This is a genomic window from Pelagerythrobacter sp. Soil_C_18, from assembly GCF_057657235.1.
Genome location: NZ_JBDGIU010000007.1, coordinates 16,501 through 34,579, shown reverse-complemented (window position 1 = coordinate 34,579; position 18,079 = coordinate 16,501). Strand labels below are relative to the sequence as shown.

Annotated in this window: 12 protein-coding genes and 1 riboswitch; of the genes, 11 read left to right on the top strand and 1 reads right to left on the bottom strand. The window is 67.6% G+C overall.

What is annotated here, in order from left to right:
* Positions 1–41: 41 nt before the first annotated feature.
* The 3 genes from ptsP to AC3A5N_RS14045 all read left to right on the top strand — a co-directional run bounded on the left by ptsP (position 42) and on the right by AC3A5N_RS14045 (position 7,674).
* Positions 42–2,609, top strand: coding sequence for a phosphoenolpyruvate--protein phosphotransferase (ptsP, locus tag AC3A5N_RS14055; RefSeq protein ID WP_487737951.1), 2,568 nt, complete (start codon positions 42–44; stop codon positions 2,607–2,609).
* Positions 2,606–4,312 carry an N-acetylglucosamine-specific PTS transporter subunit IIBC gene (gene nagE / locus AC3A5N_RS14050; protein ID WP_487737950.1) on the top strand — a complete coding sequence of 569 codons (1,707 nt, stop codon included), beginning with the start codon at positions 2,606–2,608 and terminating at the stop codon, positions 4,310–4,312. Before ptsP ends, nagE begins: the two co-directional genes overlap by 4 nt.
* A gap of 350 nt (positions 4,313–4,662) precedes the next feature.
* A complete protein-coding gene (locus tag AC3A5N_RS14045; protein ID WP_487737949.1) occupies positions 4,663–7,674 on the top strand; it encodes a TonB-dependent receptor domain-containing protein in 3,012 nt (1,003 codons plus the stop codon).
* 170 nt (positions 7,675–7,844) lie between these two features.
* On the opposite strand, the gene AC3A5N_RS14040 is transcribed toward AC3A5N_RS14045, so the two are convergent.
* A complete protein-coding gene (locus tag AC3A5N_RS14040; RefSeq protein ID WP_487737948.1) occupies positions 7,845–9,389 on the bottom strand; it encodes an acetyl-CoA acetyltransferase in 1,545 nt (514 codons plus the stop codon).
* Positions 9,390–9,430: 41 nt separating this feature from the next.
* On the opposite strand from AC3A5N_RS14040, the gene AC3A5N_RS14035 reads away from it, so the two are divergent.
* The 8 genes from AC3A5N_RS14035 to gcvH all read left to right on the top strand — a co-directional run bounded on the left by AC3A5N_RS14035 (position 9,431) and on the right by gcvH (position 18,074).
* Positions 9,431–10,051 (top strand): flavin reductase family protein, encoded by a 621-nt coding sequence (locus AC3A5N_RS14035; protein ID WP_487737947.1) that lies wholly within the window; start codon positions 9,431–9,433, stop codon positions 10,049–10,051.
* A gap of 63 nt (positions 10,052–10,114) precedes the next feature.
* On the top strand, positions 10,115–11,098 hold the full coding sequence (locus AC3A5N_RS14030; RefSeq protein ID WP_487737946.1) for an ArsR/SmtB family transcription factor: 984 nt from the start codon (positions 10,115–10,117) through the stop codon (positions 11,096–11,098).
* Entirely contained in the window at positions 11,095–12,030 is a 936-nt protein-coding gene (gene metF / locus AC3A5N_RS14025) for a methylenetetrahydrofolate reductase (RefSeq protein WP_487737945.1), read from the top strand. The genes AC3A5N_RS14030 and metF overlap by 4 nt, the downstream gene beginning before the upstream one ends.
* On the top strand, positions 12,020–13,066 hold the full coding sequence (locus AC3A5N_RS14020; protein ID WP_487737944.1) for a homocysteine S-methyltransferase family protein: 1,047 nt from the start codon (positions 12,020–12,022) through the stop codon (positions 13,064–13,066). Before metF ends, AC3A5N_RS14020 begins: the two co-directional genes overlap by 11 nt.
* 2 nt (positions 13,067–13,068) lie before the next feature.
* On the top strand, positions 13,069–13,590 hold the full coding sequence (locus AC3A5N_RS14015) for an N-acetyltransferase family protein (protein WP_487737943.1): 522 nt from the start codon (positions 13,069–13,071) through the stop codon (positions 13,588–13,590).
* A 24-nt stretch (positions 13,591–13,614) separates the two neighbouring features.
* Positions 13,615–16,245 carry a methionine synthase gene (gene metH, locus AC3A5N_RS14010; RefSeq protein ID WP_487737942.1) on the top strand — a complete coding sequence of 877 codons (2,631 nt, stop codon included), beginning with the start codon at positions 13,615–13,617 and terminating at the stop codon, positions 16,243–16,245.
* 57 nt (positions 16,246–16,302) lie between these two features.
* Positions 16,303–16,398: riboswitch (glycine riboswitch) on the top strand.
* A gap of 165 nt (positions 16,399–16,563) precedes the next feature.
* The gene (gene gcvT / locus AC3A5N_RS14005; protein WP_487737941.1) at positions 16,564–17,697 is read left to right on the top strand and encodes a glycine cleavage system aminomethyltransferase GcvT; all 1,134 of its coding nucleotides are present in this window, start codon (positions 16,564–16,566) and stop codon (positions 17,695–17,697) included.
* Positions 17,698–17,702: 5 nt separating this feature from the next.
* Positions 17,703–18,074 (top strand): glycine cleavage system protein GcvH, encoded by a 372-nt coding sequence (gcvH, locus tag AC3A5N_RS14000; protein WP_487737940.1) that lies wholly within the window; start codon positions 17,703–17,705, stop codon positions 18,072–18,074.
* The last annotated feature ends 5 nt before the right edge of the window (positions 18,075–18,079 follow it).

Genomic DNA, 18,079 nt, shown 5'->3' with positions numbered 1-18,079 from the left:
CGCGGAGCGCAAAGCTTCGCGGGAATCCGCTGGGGTCGAGCATGATGGAGACAGGTGTGGCGCGTGGCGGATCGGCGGCCGAATTCGTGAGGCTGCAGGTCCACGCGCCGGCGAACGGCTGGCTCCTGCCGCTCGAAGCGACACCCGATCCGGCGTTCGCGAGCGGCGCGCTCGGTCCCGGGGTAATGCTCGAACTGCTCGACGACCTGATCCGCGCGCCTTGCGCCGGGGAAGTGGCCGCGGTCGCGGCGGAGCGCCATGCGGTCACGCTCGACTGCGGCAATGGGGCGCAGATCCTGATCCATTGCGGGATCGACACCGTCTCACTGAAGGGCGAGCCGTTCGACCTTCTGGTCAGGGTGGGCGACCGGGTGGAGACGGGCGATCCGCTGCTGCGGGTCGATCTGGAGGTCCTCGTCGCTGCCGGAAAGAGCGCCGCCACGCCGATCGTGCTGGTGGAGGCGGGCGGCTGGTCGTTTAGCCTCCGCTCCGATCCCGATGGCCTGGTCGAAGCCGGAACCGAACTATTCGAGCTTCACCGCGAGGGGGCTGGTGGCGGGAGCGGCGATCCAGCGGTCGAGAACGGGCCCGTGGCGACGCGCGAGGTGATCCTGCCGCTCCCGCACGGGCTTCACGCGCGGCCCTGCGCGGCGATTGCGGGGGAGGCGCGTCGCTGGCGCGCCACGGTCACGCTCCGGATCGACGGGCGCAGCGCGGCCGCGGCGAGCACCGTCGGTCTGATGAAGCTCGGCGCGACTCTCGGTGCGCTAGTCGAGATCGAGGCGCGCGGCGAGCAAGCCGAAGCCGCGGCCGAGGCCGTCGCCGCCCTGATCGAACGTGGGGCGGGCGATGCGATCGCCGAACCCCGCGCGGCTCCGCAAGCGCCGCGGCAATCCGTCGTCCTGCGCCTCGCCGATCCTGACGGGCCCGCCGAGCCGGGTCTTCTGTCCGGCGTCGCCGCCGCTCCGGGCCGGGCGATCGGACCGGCCTACTACGTCCATCGCTCGCGCATCGAAGTGACCGGCAATGCCGAGAGTCCGCCGGCCGAAAAGGCGCGGCTTCGCGACGCCATCTCCGTTCTTCGCGTCCGGCTCGCCGACGAAGACGATGGCGCAGCTGCGGCCATCGCCGCGGCGCAACTGGCGATCCTCGAAGATGAGGAGCTGGTCGCCGCGGCGGGAGCGCAGATCGACGCCGGGGCGAGCGCCGCCGGTGCCTGGCAGGCAGTCATGCAGCGCGAAGCCGAGGCTCTCCGCGCCCTGTCCGACGCGCGGCTTGCCGAGCGCGCCGACGATCTCCTCGACCTCGAACAGCGCGTGCTGCGGATCCTGCTCGGCAGGGACAGCGAAGCCACGGCGCCGGCGGGCGCGGTCGTGATCGCGAGCGATCTCTATCCGTCCGATCTCAAGCCGCTCAAGGCTGCGGGGGTGGCCGGCATCGCCACGCTCGCCGGCGGGCCGACCTCGCACCTGGCGATCCTTGCGGCATCGGCCGGCATTCCGATGGCGGTCGCATTCGGCGAGCCGCTGTGCCGGGTCGAGGAGGGCGAACTCGTCTATCTCGATGGCGATGCGGGAACGCTGCGTCATGCCATGGCGGAAGGGGAAGCCGAGGGACTGCGGGAGCATCTGGCGCAGCGCGAGGTGAGCTACCGCGCCGCGCTTGCTACGGCGCAGCGCGAAGCCCGGCTTGCGAGCGGCGAGCGGATCGAGGTCTTCGCGAACATCGGCAGCATTGCCGACGCCGAGGAGGCCTTTCGGCTGGGCGCCGAAGGTTCCGGCCTCGTGCGCACCGAGTTCCTGTTCCTCGACCGCGCCGCGCCGCCGAGCGAGGCGGAGCAGGCGGAAATCTATGCTGCGATCATCGAGCGCTTCGGCGATCGGCCGGTCATCATCCGCACGCTCGACATCGGGGCCGATAAGCCCGCGCCCTATCTGCCGCTCGCAAAGGAAGACAACCCGGCGCTCGGTGTGCGCGGGATACGGGTCGGCCTGCGCTATCCCGAGCTGCTCGCCGGGCAGATGCGCGCGATCCTGCGCGCGGCGGGCGCGCGCACCGCGCACATCATGGCGCCGATGGTGTCCTCGGCCGGCGAGTTCGCGCGATTGCGCGCGATGCTCGATGACGTTCTTGCGGAGACCGGGCATGCGGCGCCCGTCAAGCTGGGGGCCATGGTGGAAACGCCCGCCTCGGCGCTCATCGCCGGCACGCTCGCGCGGGAGGCCGACTTCCTGTCGGTCGGCACCAACGACCTCACGCAATATACGCTCGCGGCGGACCGCACCAATTCCGAACTCGCGCGCGACCTGGACGCGCTGCATCCGGCAGTGACGCGTCTCGTCGGGTTCGCGGCCGAGGGCTGCCGGGCACACGGCCGGCCGCTGGGCATCTGCGGCGGCGCGGCCGGCGATCCGCTGGCAGCGGCGGTCCTGATCGGCCTCGGCGCGCGCGAGCTGTCGGTCAGCGCCGCGCGCGTGCCGGAAGTCAAGCAGTGGCTCTCCGCGCTCACGCTCGGCCAATGCCATGCCGCTGCCGAAGCGGCGTTGGCCGCCGCTTCGGCGGAAGAGGCACGCGGCGAGCTTGGCCGGCTCCTGGGGAGGGCGGAATGAGGCGGCTGTTTGCAGGCATCCAGCAGCTCGGCCGGTCGCTGATGTTGCCGATCGCGGTGCTGCCGATCGCCGGGCTGCTGCTGCGCCTCGGCCAGCCCGACCTGCTCGACATCGGCTTCATCTCCGCCGCCGGCGAGGCGATCTTCGTGCATCTGGGGATCATCTTCGCGGTCGGCGTCGCGATCGGTTTCGCGCGCGACAACCACGGCGCCGCGGGACTTGCCGGGCTCGTCGCCTTTCTCGTCGCCACCAACAGCGCGAAGATGCTGATCGACCTGCCGCCGGGAACGCTCGACGGAGGATCGGCCGAGGAGGCCGCCCGCGCCCTCGCCGACTACCGCGATGCGGCCATGGCCAAGCTCGGCGTCCCCATCGGAATCCTGTGCGGCATTCTCTCGGGCATGCTGTTCAACCGCTATTCGGACATTCGCCTGCCCGAATTCCTCGCCTTCTTCGGCGGCCGCCGCTTCGTCCCCATCGTCAGCGGCGCGGCGGGGCTCGCGCTCGGCTTCCTGTTCGGCGAGTTCTGGCAGGAGACCGAAAGCGCGATGGACCACGCCAGCCGCGCGATCGTCGGCGCGGGCGAGATCGGCCTGTTCCTCTACGGCGCGCTCAACCGGCTGCTGATCGTCACCGGGCTGCACCACATCCTCAACAACGTGGCCTGGTTCGTGATCGGCGATTTCGAGGGCACGACCGGCGATCTCAGGCGGTTCTTTGCCGGCGATCCCACCGCCGGCGGCTTCATGGCCGGGTTCTTTCCGGTGATGATGTTCGGCATGCCCGCCGCCTGCCTCGCGATGTACCGCGCCGCCCCGCCGGCCCGGCGCAAGGAGGTCGCGGGCCTCTATTTCTCGATGGCGCTGACCTCCGCGCTCACCGGGATCACCGAGCCGATCGAATTCACCTTCATCTTCCTCGCCCCGCTGCTCTACCTCGTCCACGCGGTGCTGACCGGGCTGTCGATGGTCGTGATGGACCTTCTCGAGGTCAAGCTCGGCTTCGGCTTCTCCGCCGGGCTGATCGACTACGTTCTCAACTACGGCATCGCCACCAACCCGCTGCTGCTCCTGCCGGTCGGGCTGGTCTATTTCGCGATCTACTACTTCACCTTCAGCTTCGTGATCCGGCGCTTCGATCTGGCGACGCCGGGACGCGGCACCGAAGCGACCCCCGCGCCGTCCGCCGACATGCAAGCCGGCGAGGGCGCCAGGGGCCATGCCTGGCTGGAGGCGCTGGGCGGGGCCGCCAACATCGTTCAGCTCGGCGCGTGCACCACGCGGCTGCGGCTGATCCTCCGCGATCCCGAGCGCGTCGACCATGCCGCGCTCACGGCGCTCGGCGCCAGAGGCACGATCCGCCCGACCGCCGATACGCTCCAGGTGATCGTGGGGCCGACGGCGGAACTGCTCTGCGCCGAGATCGGCAATGCAGGGCAACGCTCCCCGGAGAATGCGGCGGCGCCAGTCGCGACATCGCCGCCCGCACCGTATTCCACCCCGTCGGATCTTTACGAATTCCTCGGCGGAACGGCCAACGTCGTCGACATGGCACAGGCCCCGGGACGCATCATGGTTCGCCTCGCCGAACCCGCCGTGATCGACGTTCTGGCCCTGCGCTCAAGGCCCGAGATCCGCCACGTTCACGACGCGGGCGGCGGCCTGTTCCACATTCTCGTCACCGAAGACCCCCCGGCAATCTAGGTGCCGCTTTGCCGCCGAAGCGGCACCGTTCCCGACCACTTTCCCTGACACGATGGCCGGCCTGGCGTAAGTCCGCTGCGAGCGTTGCAGGGGTTGCCCGCGGGGCCGCTTCATCGGGGGCAAAGGGGACTTCGAATCACGCGACAAGTCGCACGCGAACAGGCCGACAAACTGCGCAGTTTCCGCCGAAATGGATCAAGCTGCGTGTATGAACGTCCGTTAACATTGACATCAATGTCAGTTACGCTAGAAGCGACATCGGATTTGAGCGACGGGTCATCAAGATCCGCGATAAAATGGGGAGAGGGAATATGGGGATCGCCCGTAGTTGTCTTTGCGCATGCAGCACCTTGGCCTTGGTCGCAGCGGGCGTATCGCCGGCCTTGGCGCAGGATGTCGATGACGAGGGGCAGACCCCCAAGACCGCGAGCGGGGTGACGGCCGACGGCGCGGTCATCATCGTCACCGCGCAGAAGCGCGAGGAATCGATCCAGGACGTGCCAATCGCCGTCACCGCGATTTCCGGCGAGGGGCTCGACGACTACAAGATCGAAACCGGCGCCGAACTGCTGCGCGCCGTGCCCAACGTCAACTTCTCCAAAAGCAACTTCAGCATGTACAACTTCTCGATCCGCGGGGTCGGGACCAAGGCGATCTCGGCGGCGAGCGATCCCGCGGTCGCGGTCAGCTTCAACAACACCGCGCTGGCGCGCAACCGCCTGTTCGAGTCGGAATTCTTCGACATGGCGCGGATCGAGGTGCTGCGCGGGCCGCAGGGCACGCTCTACGGCCGCAACGCCACGGCGGGCGTGGTCAACCTGATCCCGGCGCTGCCGACCGATGAACTGGAAGGCTCGGTCAAGGCCGAGGTGGGCAGCTATTCCACCCGCCGGCTGAACGGCATGCTCAACGTGCCGCTGGGCGATACCTTCGGCGTGCGCGTGGCCGGCCAGTGGACCAAACGCGACGGGTTCGACTACAACACCTTCACCCAGAACCGCGTGAACGGCCGCGACCTGTGGTCGACCCGCGCGATCGCGGAATGGGAACCGAGCGACCGCTTCCGCGCCAACGTGATCTGGCAGCACTTCGAGGAAGACGACAACCGCTCGCGCACCGGCAAGCAGCTCTGCCACACCGATCCGGGGCCCGAGATGGTCGGCGACATCGCGATCACCGATCCCAAGATGCGCGGACGGATGAGCCAGGGGTGCTTGCCGGGCTCGCTTTACGACGATGGTGCGTACGGCGTGCCGAATGGCTACAGCCTCGCATATATTCTTCTCGCAAGCGAACTCCGTCCTCTCGGTTACGAACCGCTTCCGGGCGGCGGCGCCGGGGCACCGGTAGGTATGATCCTCCCAGGGGATCCCTATGAAGGCGTGACGCAGTCCCGCAATCTGCGAGAAATCTCGACCAGCTACGATCCTCGTTTCCGCGCCAAGAACGACGTGGTGCAGCTTAATCTGGAGTTCGAGCCGGCGGACGGTCTGACACTGGTGTCGCAGACCGCCTACTCGCGCGACCGCTACTTCTCGACGCAGGATTATAGCCGATTCGTCACCAACCCGATCTTCAACGATTCGACCCAGCCGCTCGTTGATAGTTTAGGGAATCCGATCGACACTGCGGCTGATCCAGGGCCGACGCCGGGCGGATTCTTTTGCGACCCGCAGCTTGGATGCTCGGATCGCATGATATCGGCGGATCTCAGCCGTTCGCGTAACCGGCAGTGGTCGCAGGAAATCCGCTTGCAGTCGGACTTCGATGGGCCAGTCAACTTCAATCTCGGTGTAAACTACCTGGATTTCAAATCCCGGGACGATTACTACGTCTTCAACAACACATTCACGTTTTTGGCAGAGAATTTCTATAATACGGGAATATTGGGCGACAGGCCTTGCGAGCTAGGATTTGAAGGGTACGAATGCGTATACATCGACCCCAACCCCATGGGCAGCCTGAACAATCAGGGGCACAACTACTTTCTCAGCCAAAACGGCGTCCGGACCAAGAGCTGGGCGGCATTCGGTGAGTTGTACTGGAACGTCGCGGATGATCTGAAGCTGACGCTCGGCCTCCGCTATACCCGCGACAAGAAGGTATCCGATCAGATCCCGAGTCAGTTGCTTTTGGGCGGTGGCACGGAGTTGGACTTCCCCGGCGCCGTCACCGGCGGCAGCGTCAACAGCGGCTATCCCGCACTGCCCGATATCGAGCAGAAGTGGGGCGAGTTCACCGGGCGCGCGGTCCTCGACTGGCAGCCGGTGCTCAATTTCACCGACGATACGCTGATCTACGCGTCGTTCGCGCGGGGCTACAAGGGCGGCGGGACCAACCCGCCGCGGGTCGATTTCAATCCCGACGTCGTGCAGTATCAGCCGCTGCCGCAGACGTTTCGGCCCGAATATCTGAACGCGTTCGAGATCGGCATGAAGAACACCTTCGCCGATGGCCGCCTGATCCTCAACGCAACGGCGTTCTACTACGATTATGACGACTACCAGATCTCCCAGATCGTCGACCGTATCGCTTACAACGAGAACTTCGATGCGACGACTTGGGGGCTCGAGTTCGAAGCGGCCTGGCGTCCCTCGCGCAACTTCAGACTCGATGCCAACTTCGGCTATCTCAAAACGAAGCTGGCCGACGGGTCGCAGTCGATCGACGTGATGAACCGCACCCAGGGTGACGAGGACTGGATGCTGCTCCGTCCATGGCTTCAGGTGCCGTCCAACTGCATCGCGCCCACGTCGCTGGTGGAAAGGGTTCTCGCGGGCCCGGCGGCGTTTCATTATCTCGCGCTTGCCGCGCTTTGCCCGGGCTCAAATCGCGCCGGTACCTTCAATCCGGAGGCCCCGGGCCTGCTCCCGCTCAATCTCTTCTACGGTTTCACGTACGATCCGTCCGCGCCCTACAATCCGGACACAGTGGGCCTCAATATCGCCGACGGCGGCAGCGGCGCCCCCAACGGCGGGCGCGGCTTCTATGCCGACTTGTCCGGCAATGAGCTGCCCAACGCCCCGCGCTGGACGATGAACCTCGGCGCGCAGTACACCTTCTTCCTGGAAGACGACGATTGGGAGCTGACCTTCCGCGGCGACTACTACCGCCAGGCGAAGAGCTACGCGCGGATCTACAACACCGAATACGACCGGCTGAAGGCGTGGGACAACCTGAACCTCGCGGTGACGCTGGAGCGTCCCGAGTCCCAGCTCGCCTTCCAGCTCTACGTGAAGAACGTGTTCAACGATGCGCCGATCACCGACTTCTTCACCAACAGCGACGACACGGGGCTGACGAGCAACGTCTTCACCCTCGATCCGCGCATCATAGGCTTCAGCGTGACCAAGGGGTTCTAGGGGGGGCACGCTGTGGAGCCTTCCGGGGCCGGCTAGTCCGGCTCCGGAAGGCTCCAATACAACCACGGCTGCATGGCTTGCGGGCGCGATCTGCAGACGCGCCGAGCACTCCTCCGCACCGGGACGATCGGGCGCTGCGACGCTCGCCCGGGTCTATGCGCTCCGCATTCCTACCCGTTGTCCCCGTCGTGGCGGGCCACGGACCGTCCGTCGGCCGCCGCCGACAGCGCAAGTCGCGCGCCGAAGGGCTCGCCAGTCTCGAAAAGCGCACGTGTCGGGGCGTGCGCGAGATCGGCGTTCGCCGCCACACGCTCGCCCTCCTCGTTGCGCCCGAGCACGATCGCGACCGGGCCGGAGCGGCTCTCCAGCACGGTATAGGTTTCAACCGTCAGCCATGCGGGCGGCGCCTTCGCCTTGCGCACGGTCTCGGCAGGCGAGGGAACCGCGATCCAGCGGTCGGCGCCCGACCAGTCGGCGGGCTCGGTCGAGTAGATGCCGGCCGAATACTTGCTCATGAACCCGCCGTTCGCGCCGACCAGCGCATAGCTTCCCCGCCGCTCCCGCAGGCGCTGCACCGCCTCCGCGATCGCGTGGGCGGAATAGTTGTTGCCCGCGCCGCCGAAGAACGGCAGCCCGCCGGTCAGCGTCAGCCCGCGTGGGTTGTCGATCGCAAGGCCGAAATGGTCGGTCACGTTGAACACCGGAATCGCAAAGCAACTGTAGAGGTCGAGCAGGGTCATATCGCCGAGCGCGCGGCCGCTGCGTTCCAGCGCGGTCTCGATCGAGGCGATCGAGGCGGGGCTGCGCGAGAGATCGCGCCGGGCCATCACCGGCAGCTCCTTCGCGTCGGCGACCGCATGGATATGGACCCACCGGTCCTCGGGAATTCCCAGCGCGCGCGCCTTGCCGGCCGATGCGATCACGATCGCGGCCGCCTGGTTCACCTGGTCGCGCGCGACCGTCATCCGTGCGTAGGGCTCGGCCACGATCCGGTTGCGCGGGGTCACGCGCGCCAGCTCGGCAGCGCTGCGCACCTCGCGCGAGGCGGCGTGCGGATTGGCCGCGGCCACTTCGGTGAACGGGGCGAAGAGCTCGCCGATCTCCGTCCGGTAGGCGTCGAGCGAGTGCCCAAGCCGCGCGCGCCGGGCATTCTCGAACAGCGCGTAGTGCGCGATCGCGTTGACCGCACCGTGCTGGAGCAGTTCGGCATCGAACATGCCCTCCAGCCCGTAGCCGCGATCCTCCAGCGCGCCGCCGACCTCTTCCGACCAGTCGCGCGTCTCGCCGGCGCCGAGCAGCGCGCGCACGGTCGAGATCGCCTCCGCGCCGACGATCGCCGCCATCTCGCTTTCGCCGCGAGCGATGGCGGAGGCGAACTCGCCGACCAGCTTCTGGTTGGTCTGCCCGCCGGTCGTCTCGAGAATGGCGCGCCGCGGGTCGGCACCGACCCGGCGCCCGATCGCGCGCGGCGGATTGTCCGCCCGGCCGAACGGCGTCTTCGCATCGGGGCGCGAGATTTCGAACTGGCGAATTGCGCCGATCGTATCGATCGCACGCGCCGCGTCGCCGGCGGCACGGGTGTCGGCAAGCGCGGTTTTCAGCGCTTCGCCGGCCAGATCCATGTAGGACAGCGCGCGATAGCCCAGGTCCTGGGGACGCTCCGAGGCTTGCCCGACCCCGACGATAACGGGTGTCAGCTCGTGGATTTCGGACATCGCGGTTGCTCTTCCTCCCCCGCGAGATTAGCGACGGATGCGTGTTGGACAAGGCCGCTTTCCGCAACGCGCTCGGTAGCTTCGTGACCGGCGTGACGATCGTCACCACCCGCGACGCGTCGGGCCATCCGGTGGGCCTGACCGCCAACAGCTTCAACTCGGTTTCGCTCGACCCGCCGATGGTGCTGTGGAGCCTGTCGCTCGACAGCGGCAATCTGGCGGCCTTTCGCGACGCGCAGAGCTGGGCGGTCCATGTCCTCGCCTCCGGGCAGCAGGAAATGTCCGACCGGTTCGCGCGGCGCGGGGCCGACAAGTTCGCCGGGCTCGACGTGGCCGACGGGCCCGAGGGCGCGCCGCTGATCGAGGGTTGCGCGGCGCGCTTCGGCTGCTGCGCACGCTTCGAGTACGAGGGCGGCGATCACGCGATCTTCCTCGGCGAAGTGGTCGATTTCGACCGCAGCGAGGCCGATCCGCTGATCTATCACGGCGGCCGCTACGGCCGGGTCATGCCGCCGACGCGCGAGGAGCTCGATCCGCAGGACCACGCGCAGCTCGTCGCCTCCGGCCTCTTGCGGGAGAGTGGCGGGAAATGGGTTCTGACCGGGCAGGGTGAGGCGCAGCTCGCGCTGCTGCAGCGGATCGCGCGCGACAGCCCCGCCTGAGCACGGCAGCGGCAGGGATTCTGCGCGCTTGCACATATAACAATATCTTTATATGTAGCCCGCATGCGGATCGAGACGATCATGCGGGCGCTTGCCGACCCCACCAGGCTGCGAATCATGCGGCTGCTCGCTGCCATGGAACTGGCGGTGGGCGAACTGGCGCAGGTCCTCGGCCAGAGCCAGCCGCGCGTCTCGCGCCACGTCGGCATCCTGTGCGATGCCGGGCTGGCCGAGCGGCACCGCGAGGGGAGCTGGGTCTTCTTGCGCGCCAGCGTCGGCAAGGAGCGCGGCACGCCGGTGGGCGAGGCGGTCGCGCGGCTGCTCGCCACCGCCGAGCGCGAGGACGCGGACTTCGCCGCCGCCTGCGCCGAAGACCGCCGCCAGCTCGCCGCGATCCGCGCCGCCCGAGAAAGCAGCGCCGAGACGTACTTCGCGCGCCACGCCGAAGTCTGGGACGAGCTGCGCCAGCTCCACAGCTCCGACGAACTGGTCGAGGCGAAGCTCGTAGAGGCCCTGGGCGACGCGCCGCTCGGCCACGTCCTCGACATCGGCACCGGCACTGGCCGCATGGCCGAACTCTTCGCCGGCCGGGCCGAGCGGGTCGTGGCGCTCGACAAAAGTTTAGACATGCTACGCTTCGCACGCGCAAAGTTGCAAAACTTACCCTCCGGCGCAGTAGAACTCGTCCAAGGCGATTTCGCCGCCCTGCCTTTCCCGGCGCGCGGGTTCGACACGGTGCTGCTGCATCAGGTGCTCCATTTCGCGCAGGACCCGGCAACTCCGCTCGCCGAAGCGGCGCGGGTCACGCGGCCGGGTGGGCGGATCGCAATCGTGGATTTCGACACGCACCAGCGCGAGGAGCTGCGCGACCGCCATGCGCACGCGCGGCTCGGTTTCACCGACGCTGCTATCGCCGGCCTGCTGACCGAGGCTGGGTTTACCCCCGCGCCGCCGGTCGCGCTCGAAGGCGGCGAGCTGGTGGTCAAGATCTGGCTCGGCACGCGGCAGGGCGCTCCCGCCAGTGCGGGAAGGAAAGCAGCGAGATGAGCCCGACGTTGGGTCAGATGCAGGAAGCGCGCATGGCGCTCGACGCGCCGCTGTTCTCCGGCCTGCCGGGTGACATCGCGGTCTCGTTCGAGTTCTTCCCGCCGCGGACCGAGAAGATGGCGCAGACCTTGTGGGAAAGCGTCAAGACGCTCGAACCGCTGGGGCCGCGCTTCGTTTCGGTGACCTACGGCGCCGGCGGCTCGACGCGCGAGCGCACGCACGAGCAGGTCGTCCGGATCAACCGCGAGACGAACATCCCGGCCGCCGCGCACCTCACCTGCGTTCAGGCGACGCGCGAGGAGATCGACGAGATCGCGCGCCATTACTGGGAAAGCGGCATTCGCCACGTCGTCGCCCTGCGCGGCGATCCGCCAGACGGCCAGTCGCGCTACACGCCGCATCCCGGGGGCTATGCCAACGCGGCGGAGCTGATTGCCGGGTTGCGGGCTGTCGCGCCGTTCGAGATCTCGGTTGCCGCCTATCCGGAAGTCCACCCGGACGCACGCGATGCCGAGGCCGACCTCGACAACCTTAAGCGCAAACTTGATGCCGGGGCGACCCGCGCGATCACGCAGTTCTTCTTCGAGCCCGAGTGCTTCTTCCGCTTCCGCGACAAGGCCATTGCGGCGGGGATCGACAGCGAGATCGTGCCCGGCGTCATGCCGGTGATGAGCTTCGCCAGCGTCCAGCGCATGGCGGGCCTGTGCGGCACCGCTATTCCTGCATGGATGGAGGGCCTGTTCGAGGGGCTCGACGAGCGGCCGGCCGCGCGCCAGCTCGTCTCCGCGACGATCGCCGCGGAGCTCTGCCGCCGGCTCTATGCCGGGGGCGTGCGCCAGTTCCACTTCTACACGCTGAACCGCGCCGAGCTGAGCTACGCGATCTGCCACATGCTCGGGCTGCGGCCGAAAGGGATTCCCGATGACCGCTAGAGAACGCCTGCTCGCCGAAGCGGCGAAGCACATCCTGATCAAGGACGGCCCCTACGGCACCGCGATCCAGCGCGCGAAACTATCTGCGGATGACTATGCCGGGGACACGGGCCTGTCGCAGGACCAGAAGGGCAACAACGATCTCGTCAACCTGACGCAGCCGGCGGTCATTCGCGCGATCTGCGACAGCTACATCGATGCCGGCGCGCATGTGCTGGCGACCAACACCTTCAACGCCAACCGGATCAGTCAGGCGGATTACGGCGCCGAAGCGCTGGTGCGCGAGATCAACGTCGCCGCCGCACGGGTAATCCGCGAAGCGGTCGATGCGGCCACCGCGCGGGACGGCGTCGTGCGCTACGTCGCCGGCGCGGTGGGGCCGACCAACAAGACGCTCTCGCTCAGTCCCGACGTCGAGGATCCCGGTTTTCGCGAGGTCACGTTCGACGAGGTCAAGGACGTCTACCGCGAACAGGCCGCGGCGCTGGTCGAAGGCGGGGTCGACTTCATCCTGGTCGAGACCGTGTTCGATACGCTCAACTGCAAGGCCGCGATCATGGCGGTGAAGGAGCTGGAGCGCGAGCTCGGGCACGAACTGCCGCTGATGCTCTCGCTCACGCTCACCGACCTGTCGGGCCGCAATCTCTCAGGCCATACGGTCGAGGCCTTCTGGTACACGGTGCGCCACGCGCGGCCGGCGACGATCGGGCTCAACTGCAGCTTCGGTGCCGAGCAACTGCGCCCGCACGTGCAACTGCTTTCCGGCATGGCCGACACCCTGCTGATGGTTTACCCGAACGCCGGCCTGCCCAACGAGCTCGGCGAGTACGACGAGGCGCCGGAAGAGACCGCGGCGCTGGTGAAGAGCTGGGCGGAGAGCGGCCGCGCCAATATCCTAGGCGGCTGCTGCGGTTCGACGCCCGAGCATATCGCGGCCATCGCGAAGGCGGTGGAGGGCGTGGCTCCGCGCCGCATTCCCAACGCGCCCGAAGGCACGCGGCTCGCCGGGCTCGAGCCCTTCACGATGGCGGCCTGATCGTGGCGGAAACAGTCCCATGGCGCATCCGCCAGGCGACGCGGGAGGATGCCGGTGCGCTGGCACTGATCGGCGCGGCGACCTTTCTCGAGACCTTTGCCGACGTGCTCGATGGCGCGGCGATCGTCGCGCACTGCGAGCGCGCGCACAGCCGCGCGACCTATGAAGCCTATCTCGACGCCGGCGGGCAGGCCTGGCTTGCGGAAGTCGAGCCCGGTCAGGCTCCGGTGGGCTATGCGCTCTCGGCCGAGCCCGATCTGCCGGGCGCGCGCGAAGGCGACTGGGAACTGAAGCGCATCTATTCGCTCTCGCGCTTTCACGGCAGCGGGCTCGGCACCGCTCTGATGGCAGCAGCGGTCGAGGGGGCGGCGGGCCACGAACGGCTCCTGCTCGGCGTTTACGCCGGCAATGCCCGGGCCATCGCATTCTATCGCAAGCAGGGCTTCGAACCGATCGGCGAACGCCGTTTCGACGTCGGCGGCAAGCTCTACGACGACGCCGTGCTCGCGCGCAGCCTGCGCTGAGCGATCGGCAAAACGGACCCGTTGATGACAGACAATCTTTCCTCCGCCCGCTTCGTCAATATCGGCGAGCGCACTAACGTCACCGGCTCGGCCCGCTTCAAGAAGCTGGTCATGGCCGGTGACTATGCCGCCGCCGTCGAAGTCGCGCGCCAGCAGGTCGAGAACGGCGCGCAGGTGGTCGACGTCAATATGGACGAAGGCCTGCTCGACGCTGTCGAGGCCATGACGACCTTCCTCAAGCTGATCGCCGCGGAGCCCGACATCGCGCGGGTCCCGGTGATGATCGACAGCTCCAAGTGGGAAGTGATCGAGGCGGGCATCAAGTGCGTTTCCGGCAAGCCGATCGTCAACTCGATCTCGATGAAAGAAGGCGAGGAGCAGTTCCTCGAGCATGCGCGCAAGTGCATGGACTATGGCGCCGCCGTGGTCGTCATGGCGTTCGACGAAACCGGCCAGGCCGACACGAAAGAGCGCAAGGTCGAGATCTGCAAGCGGGCCTACAAGCTGCTGACCGGCATCGGCTTTCCGCCCGAGGACGTGATCTTCGACCCGAACATCTTCGCGGTGGCGACCGGGATCGAGGAGCACGACCGCTACGGGCTGGACTTCATCGAGGCGGCGCGCGAGATCAAGGCCGCCTGTCCGCACGTGCATATCAGCGGCGGACTGTCCAACCTCTCGTTCAGCTTCCGCGGCAACGAGACCGTGCGCCGCGCGATGCATTCGGTGTTCCTCTACCACGCGATCCCGGCCGGGCTCGACATGGCGATCGTCAATGCCGGCCAGCTCGACGTCTACGACGCGATCGCCCCCGAACTGCGCGACGCGTGCGAGGACGTGATCCTGATGCGCCGCCCGGATGCGACCGAGCGGCTGATCGCGCTCGCCGAAAGCTACAAGGGCAAGGACCCCAAGGCCGACAAGGAGGCGGCCGAATGGCGGGGCTGGCCGGTCGAGAAGCGGCTCGAGCATGCGCTGGTGAAGGGCATCGATGCGGATGTGGTCGAGGACACGGAGGAGGCGCGGTCGGCCTTCGCCGCCGAGGGTCGCCGCCCGATCGAAGTGATCGAAGGGCCGCTGATGGACGGGATGAACGTCGTCGGCGACCTGTTCGGCAGCGGCAAGATGTTCCTGCCGCAAGTGGTCAAGTCCGCGCGCGTGATGAAGAAGGCCGTCGCCCACCTCATCCCGTTCATCGAGGCGGAGAAGGACAAGCTCGCTCCGGAGGATCGCAAGGCCAAGGGCAAGATCGTGATGGCGACCGTGAAGGGCGACGTTCACGATATCGGCAAGAACATCGTCGGCGTCGTGCTCCAGTGCAACGGATACGACGTCGTCGACCTGGGGGTGATGGTGCCTTGGGACCGGATTCTGCAGACGGCGAAAGACGGCAATGCAGACATGATCGGGCTCTCGGGCCTGATAACGCCATCGCTCGACGAGATGGTCACGGTCGCCGAAGAAATGCAGCGCGCAGGCATGACCATGCCGCTGCTGATCGGCGGCGCGACGACGAGCAAGGTGCATACGGCGCTCAAGATCGATCCGGCGTACGAAGGGCCCGTGATCCACGTGCTCGACGCGAGCCGGGCTGTCGGCGTGGCCAGTCGCCTGCTCTCGGACACGCAGTGCGAGGGCTTCGTTACGGAAACCGCGGCGGACTACGCCCATGTGCGCGACGTGCGCGCGGGCAAGACCGCCAGCGTGCTCCTCAGCCTCGAAGACGCGCGCTCCAATGCGCCAGCGATCGACTACAGCGACAAGCCGGCGCCGCCGCTGCAGCCGGGCATTCACAGTTTCGCAGACTGGCCGCTGGCGGACCTGGTCGAGTACTTCGACTGGACGCCGTTCTTCCGCGCCTGGGAGCTAGCCGGAACCTACCCGTCCGTCCTCGACGACGAAGTGGTGGGCGAAAGCGCGCGCCAGCTCTTCGCCGATGCCCAGGCGATGCTGGAGAAGATCGTCGCGGAGAAATGGCTGACGGCCAAGGGCGTGTGCGGCTTCTGGCCTTGCGCGCGGGACGGCGACGACGTGGAGATTCATCTCGCCGAGGAAGAACGCCATGTACGCCTGCCGTTCCTTCGCCAGCAGGTGCGCAAGAGCCGCGACCGGGCGAACTTCTGCCTCGCCGACTTCATCGATCCCGCTGGCGACTGGATCGGCGGCTTCGCAGTCGGCATCCACGGGGCCGAACCGCACTCCGAACGCTTCCGCGCGGCGCACGACGACTATTCCGACATTCTCCTGAAGGCGCTGGCCGACCGTTTCGCAGAGGCCTTCGCCGAAGCGCTGCACCGGCACGCGCGAACCACGCTGTGGGGCTATGCCGAAGGCGAGCAGCTCACCAACGAGGCGCTGATCAAGGAGCAGTATCGCGGCATCCGGCCCGCGCCGGGCTACCCCGCGTGCCCCGATCACAGTCTGAAGCCGATCCTGTTCGACCTGTTGGACGCAGGCGGGAACGCCGGGCTGGAACTGACCGAGAGCTTCGCCATGCTGCCCACCGCGGCGGTGAGCGGGTTCTATTTCGGGCACCCGGAAAGCGAGTACTTCGGCGTCGCGCGGATCGGCCGCGATCAGGTGGAGGACTATGCAGCGCGGCGCGGGGCCGACCTGTCCACCACCGAGCGCTGGCTTCGGCCCAATCTCGATTGACCGGGCGCGCGTAATCGCGCAGGGACTCGGGCGTCATCCGGAGGAGCGATTCTTCGGAAGCGTCGCGCGGGAGAGATCGCGGACCTTCGGGGCCGCGGCGCCGAAGGAGCAACCGCCCCGGAAACTCTCAGGCCACCGGACCGCGCGATGGCAGGCACTCTGGAAAGCGTCCCAGCGCGAGTTGGGGCCACCGAAGGGGTAATCCCGGGTTCCTCTCGAAAGGCGGGGAGGCGGGGCAAGCTCTCAGGTTTCCCGACAGAGGGGGCAGGTGGAACGGCGCTTCACTGCGAGGCGTTGCCAGCCCAGTCGGGACGAGTGATGAGCGACGATCAAGAGACGACAGAACTGGAGAAGCTCCCCCTCGATGCGTGGCACCGCGCCCAGGGCGCGCGCATGGTGCCGTTCGCGGGGTACTGGATGCCGATCCAGTATGAGGGGATCGTCGCCGAGCACGAGTGGACGCGCACCCATGCCGGCCTGTTCGACGTCAGCCATATGGGACAGTTGCTCGTGTCGGGCGACAGCGCGGCCGAGGCGCTGGAGGCGCTGCTGCCCGGCGATATCCTGTCGCTGAAGCCGGGCCGCATCCGCTATTCGCTGCTGCTGGGCGAGAACGGCGGCATTCTCGACGATCTGATGGTCACCAACGTCACCCCGGAAGGCGGCACGTCGACGTACTATGTCGTCGTCAACGGCGCGACCAAGTGGGACGATATCGCGCACTTGCGCGAGCATCTGCCCGACGAAATCACCCTTACCCATCTGGATGATCAGGCGCTGCTCGCGGTGCAGGGGCCGGAGGCTGCAACCGCGCTCGGCCGCGTGTTCCGGGGCGCGATCGGCGAGCTCAAGTTCATGCAGGGCACCTCGTTCCGGTTCGGCGAAATCGAGATCGGCATCGGCCGCTCGGGTTATACCGGCGAGGATGGATTCGAGCTCTCGATCCCGGCCGAGCATGCCGAGACGATCGCGGGCCGCCTCTGCGCCGAGATCGAGATCAAGCCGATCGGCCTCGGCGCGCGCGATTCGCTGCGGCTGGAGGCCGGTTTGCCGCTCTACGGCCACGACCTCTCGCCCGAAACCGATCCGGTCACCGCCGGCCTCGCCTTCGCCATCGGCAAACGCCGCCGCGCCGAAGGCGGATTTCCGGGCGCCGAGCGTATACTCGCCCTGCTCGAAGGCGGGGCCGGGGAGAAGCGCGTCGGTCTCGCGCTCGAAGGTCGGCTGCCCGCGCGCGAGGGCGCCGTGGTCTACGCGGGCGACGACGCGGTCGGCCGCGTCACGAGCGGCGGCTTCGCCCCCACCCTCGGCCACCCGATCGCAATGGCCTACGTCGCCAGCGAGCACACGGCCGAGGGCGCCGAGCTCGAAATCGAAGTCAGGGGCAAGCGCCTTCCCGCACGGATCGCACCGATGCCCTTCGTCCCCCACCGCTACTACCGAGGGAATTGACCGCCATGACCCGCTACTTCACCGAAGAACACGAATGGATCGACGTCGAAGGCGATACCGCCACCGTCGGCATCACCGACTATGCGCAGGAACAGCTCGGCGACATCGTCTTCGTCGAGCTGCCCAGCGTCGGCACCGTGATCGAGAAGGGCAAGGACGCCGCCGTGGTCGAGAGCGTCAAGGCCGCGAGCGACGTCTACGCCCCGATCAGCGGCGAAGTAACCGAAGCCAACGGGGCGCTCGAGGACGACCCGGCGCTGGTCAACTCGAGCCCCGAGCAAGACGGCTGGTTCTTCAAGCTGACCATCGCCGACACGTCGCAGCTCGACGGGCTGATGGACGAGGCGGCCTACAAGAGCTTCGTTGACGGGCTGTGACGAGC

Coding starts and splice junctions, on each gene's coding strand:
- ptsP (WP_487737951.1), top strand. CDS start 42: ATGATGGAGACAGGTGTGGCGCGTGGCGGATCGGCGGCCGAATTCGTG.
- nagE (WP_487737950.1), top strand. CDS start 2,606: ATGAGGCGGCTGTTTGCAGGCATCCAGCAGCTCGGCCGGTCGCTGATG.
- AC3A5N_RS14040 (WP_487737948.1), bottom strand. CDS start 9,389: ATGTCCGAAATCCACGAGCTGACACCCGTTATCGTCGGGGTCGGGCAA.
- AC3A5N_RS14030 (WP_487737946.1), top strand. CDS start 10,115: ATGCGGATCGAGACGATCATGCGGGCGCTTGCCGACCCCACCAGGCTG.
- metF (WP_487737945.1), top strand. CDS start 11,095: ATGAGCCCGACGTTGGGTCAGATGCAGGAAGCGCGCATGGCGCTCGAC.
- AC3A5N_RS14020 (WP_487737944.1), top strand. CDS start 12,020: ATGACCGCTAGAGAACGCCTGCTCGCCGAAGCGGCGAAGCACATCCTG.
- metH (WP_487737942.1), top strand. CDS start 13,615: ATGACAGACAATCTTTCCTCCGCCCGCTTCGTCAATATCGGCGAGCGC.
- gcvT (WP_487737941.1), top strand. CDS start 16,564: ATGAGCGACGATCAAGAGACGACAGAACTGGAGAAGCTCCCCCTCGAT.
- gcvH (WP_487737940.1), top strand. CDS start 17,703: ATGACCCGCTACTTCACCGAAGAACACGAATGGATCGACGTCGAAGGC.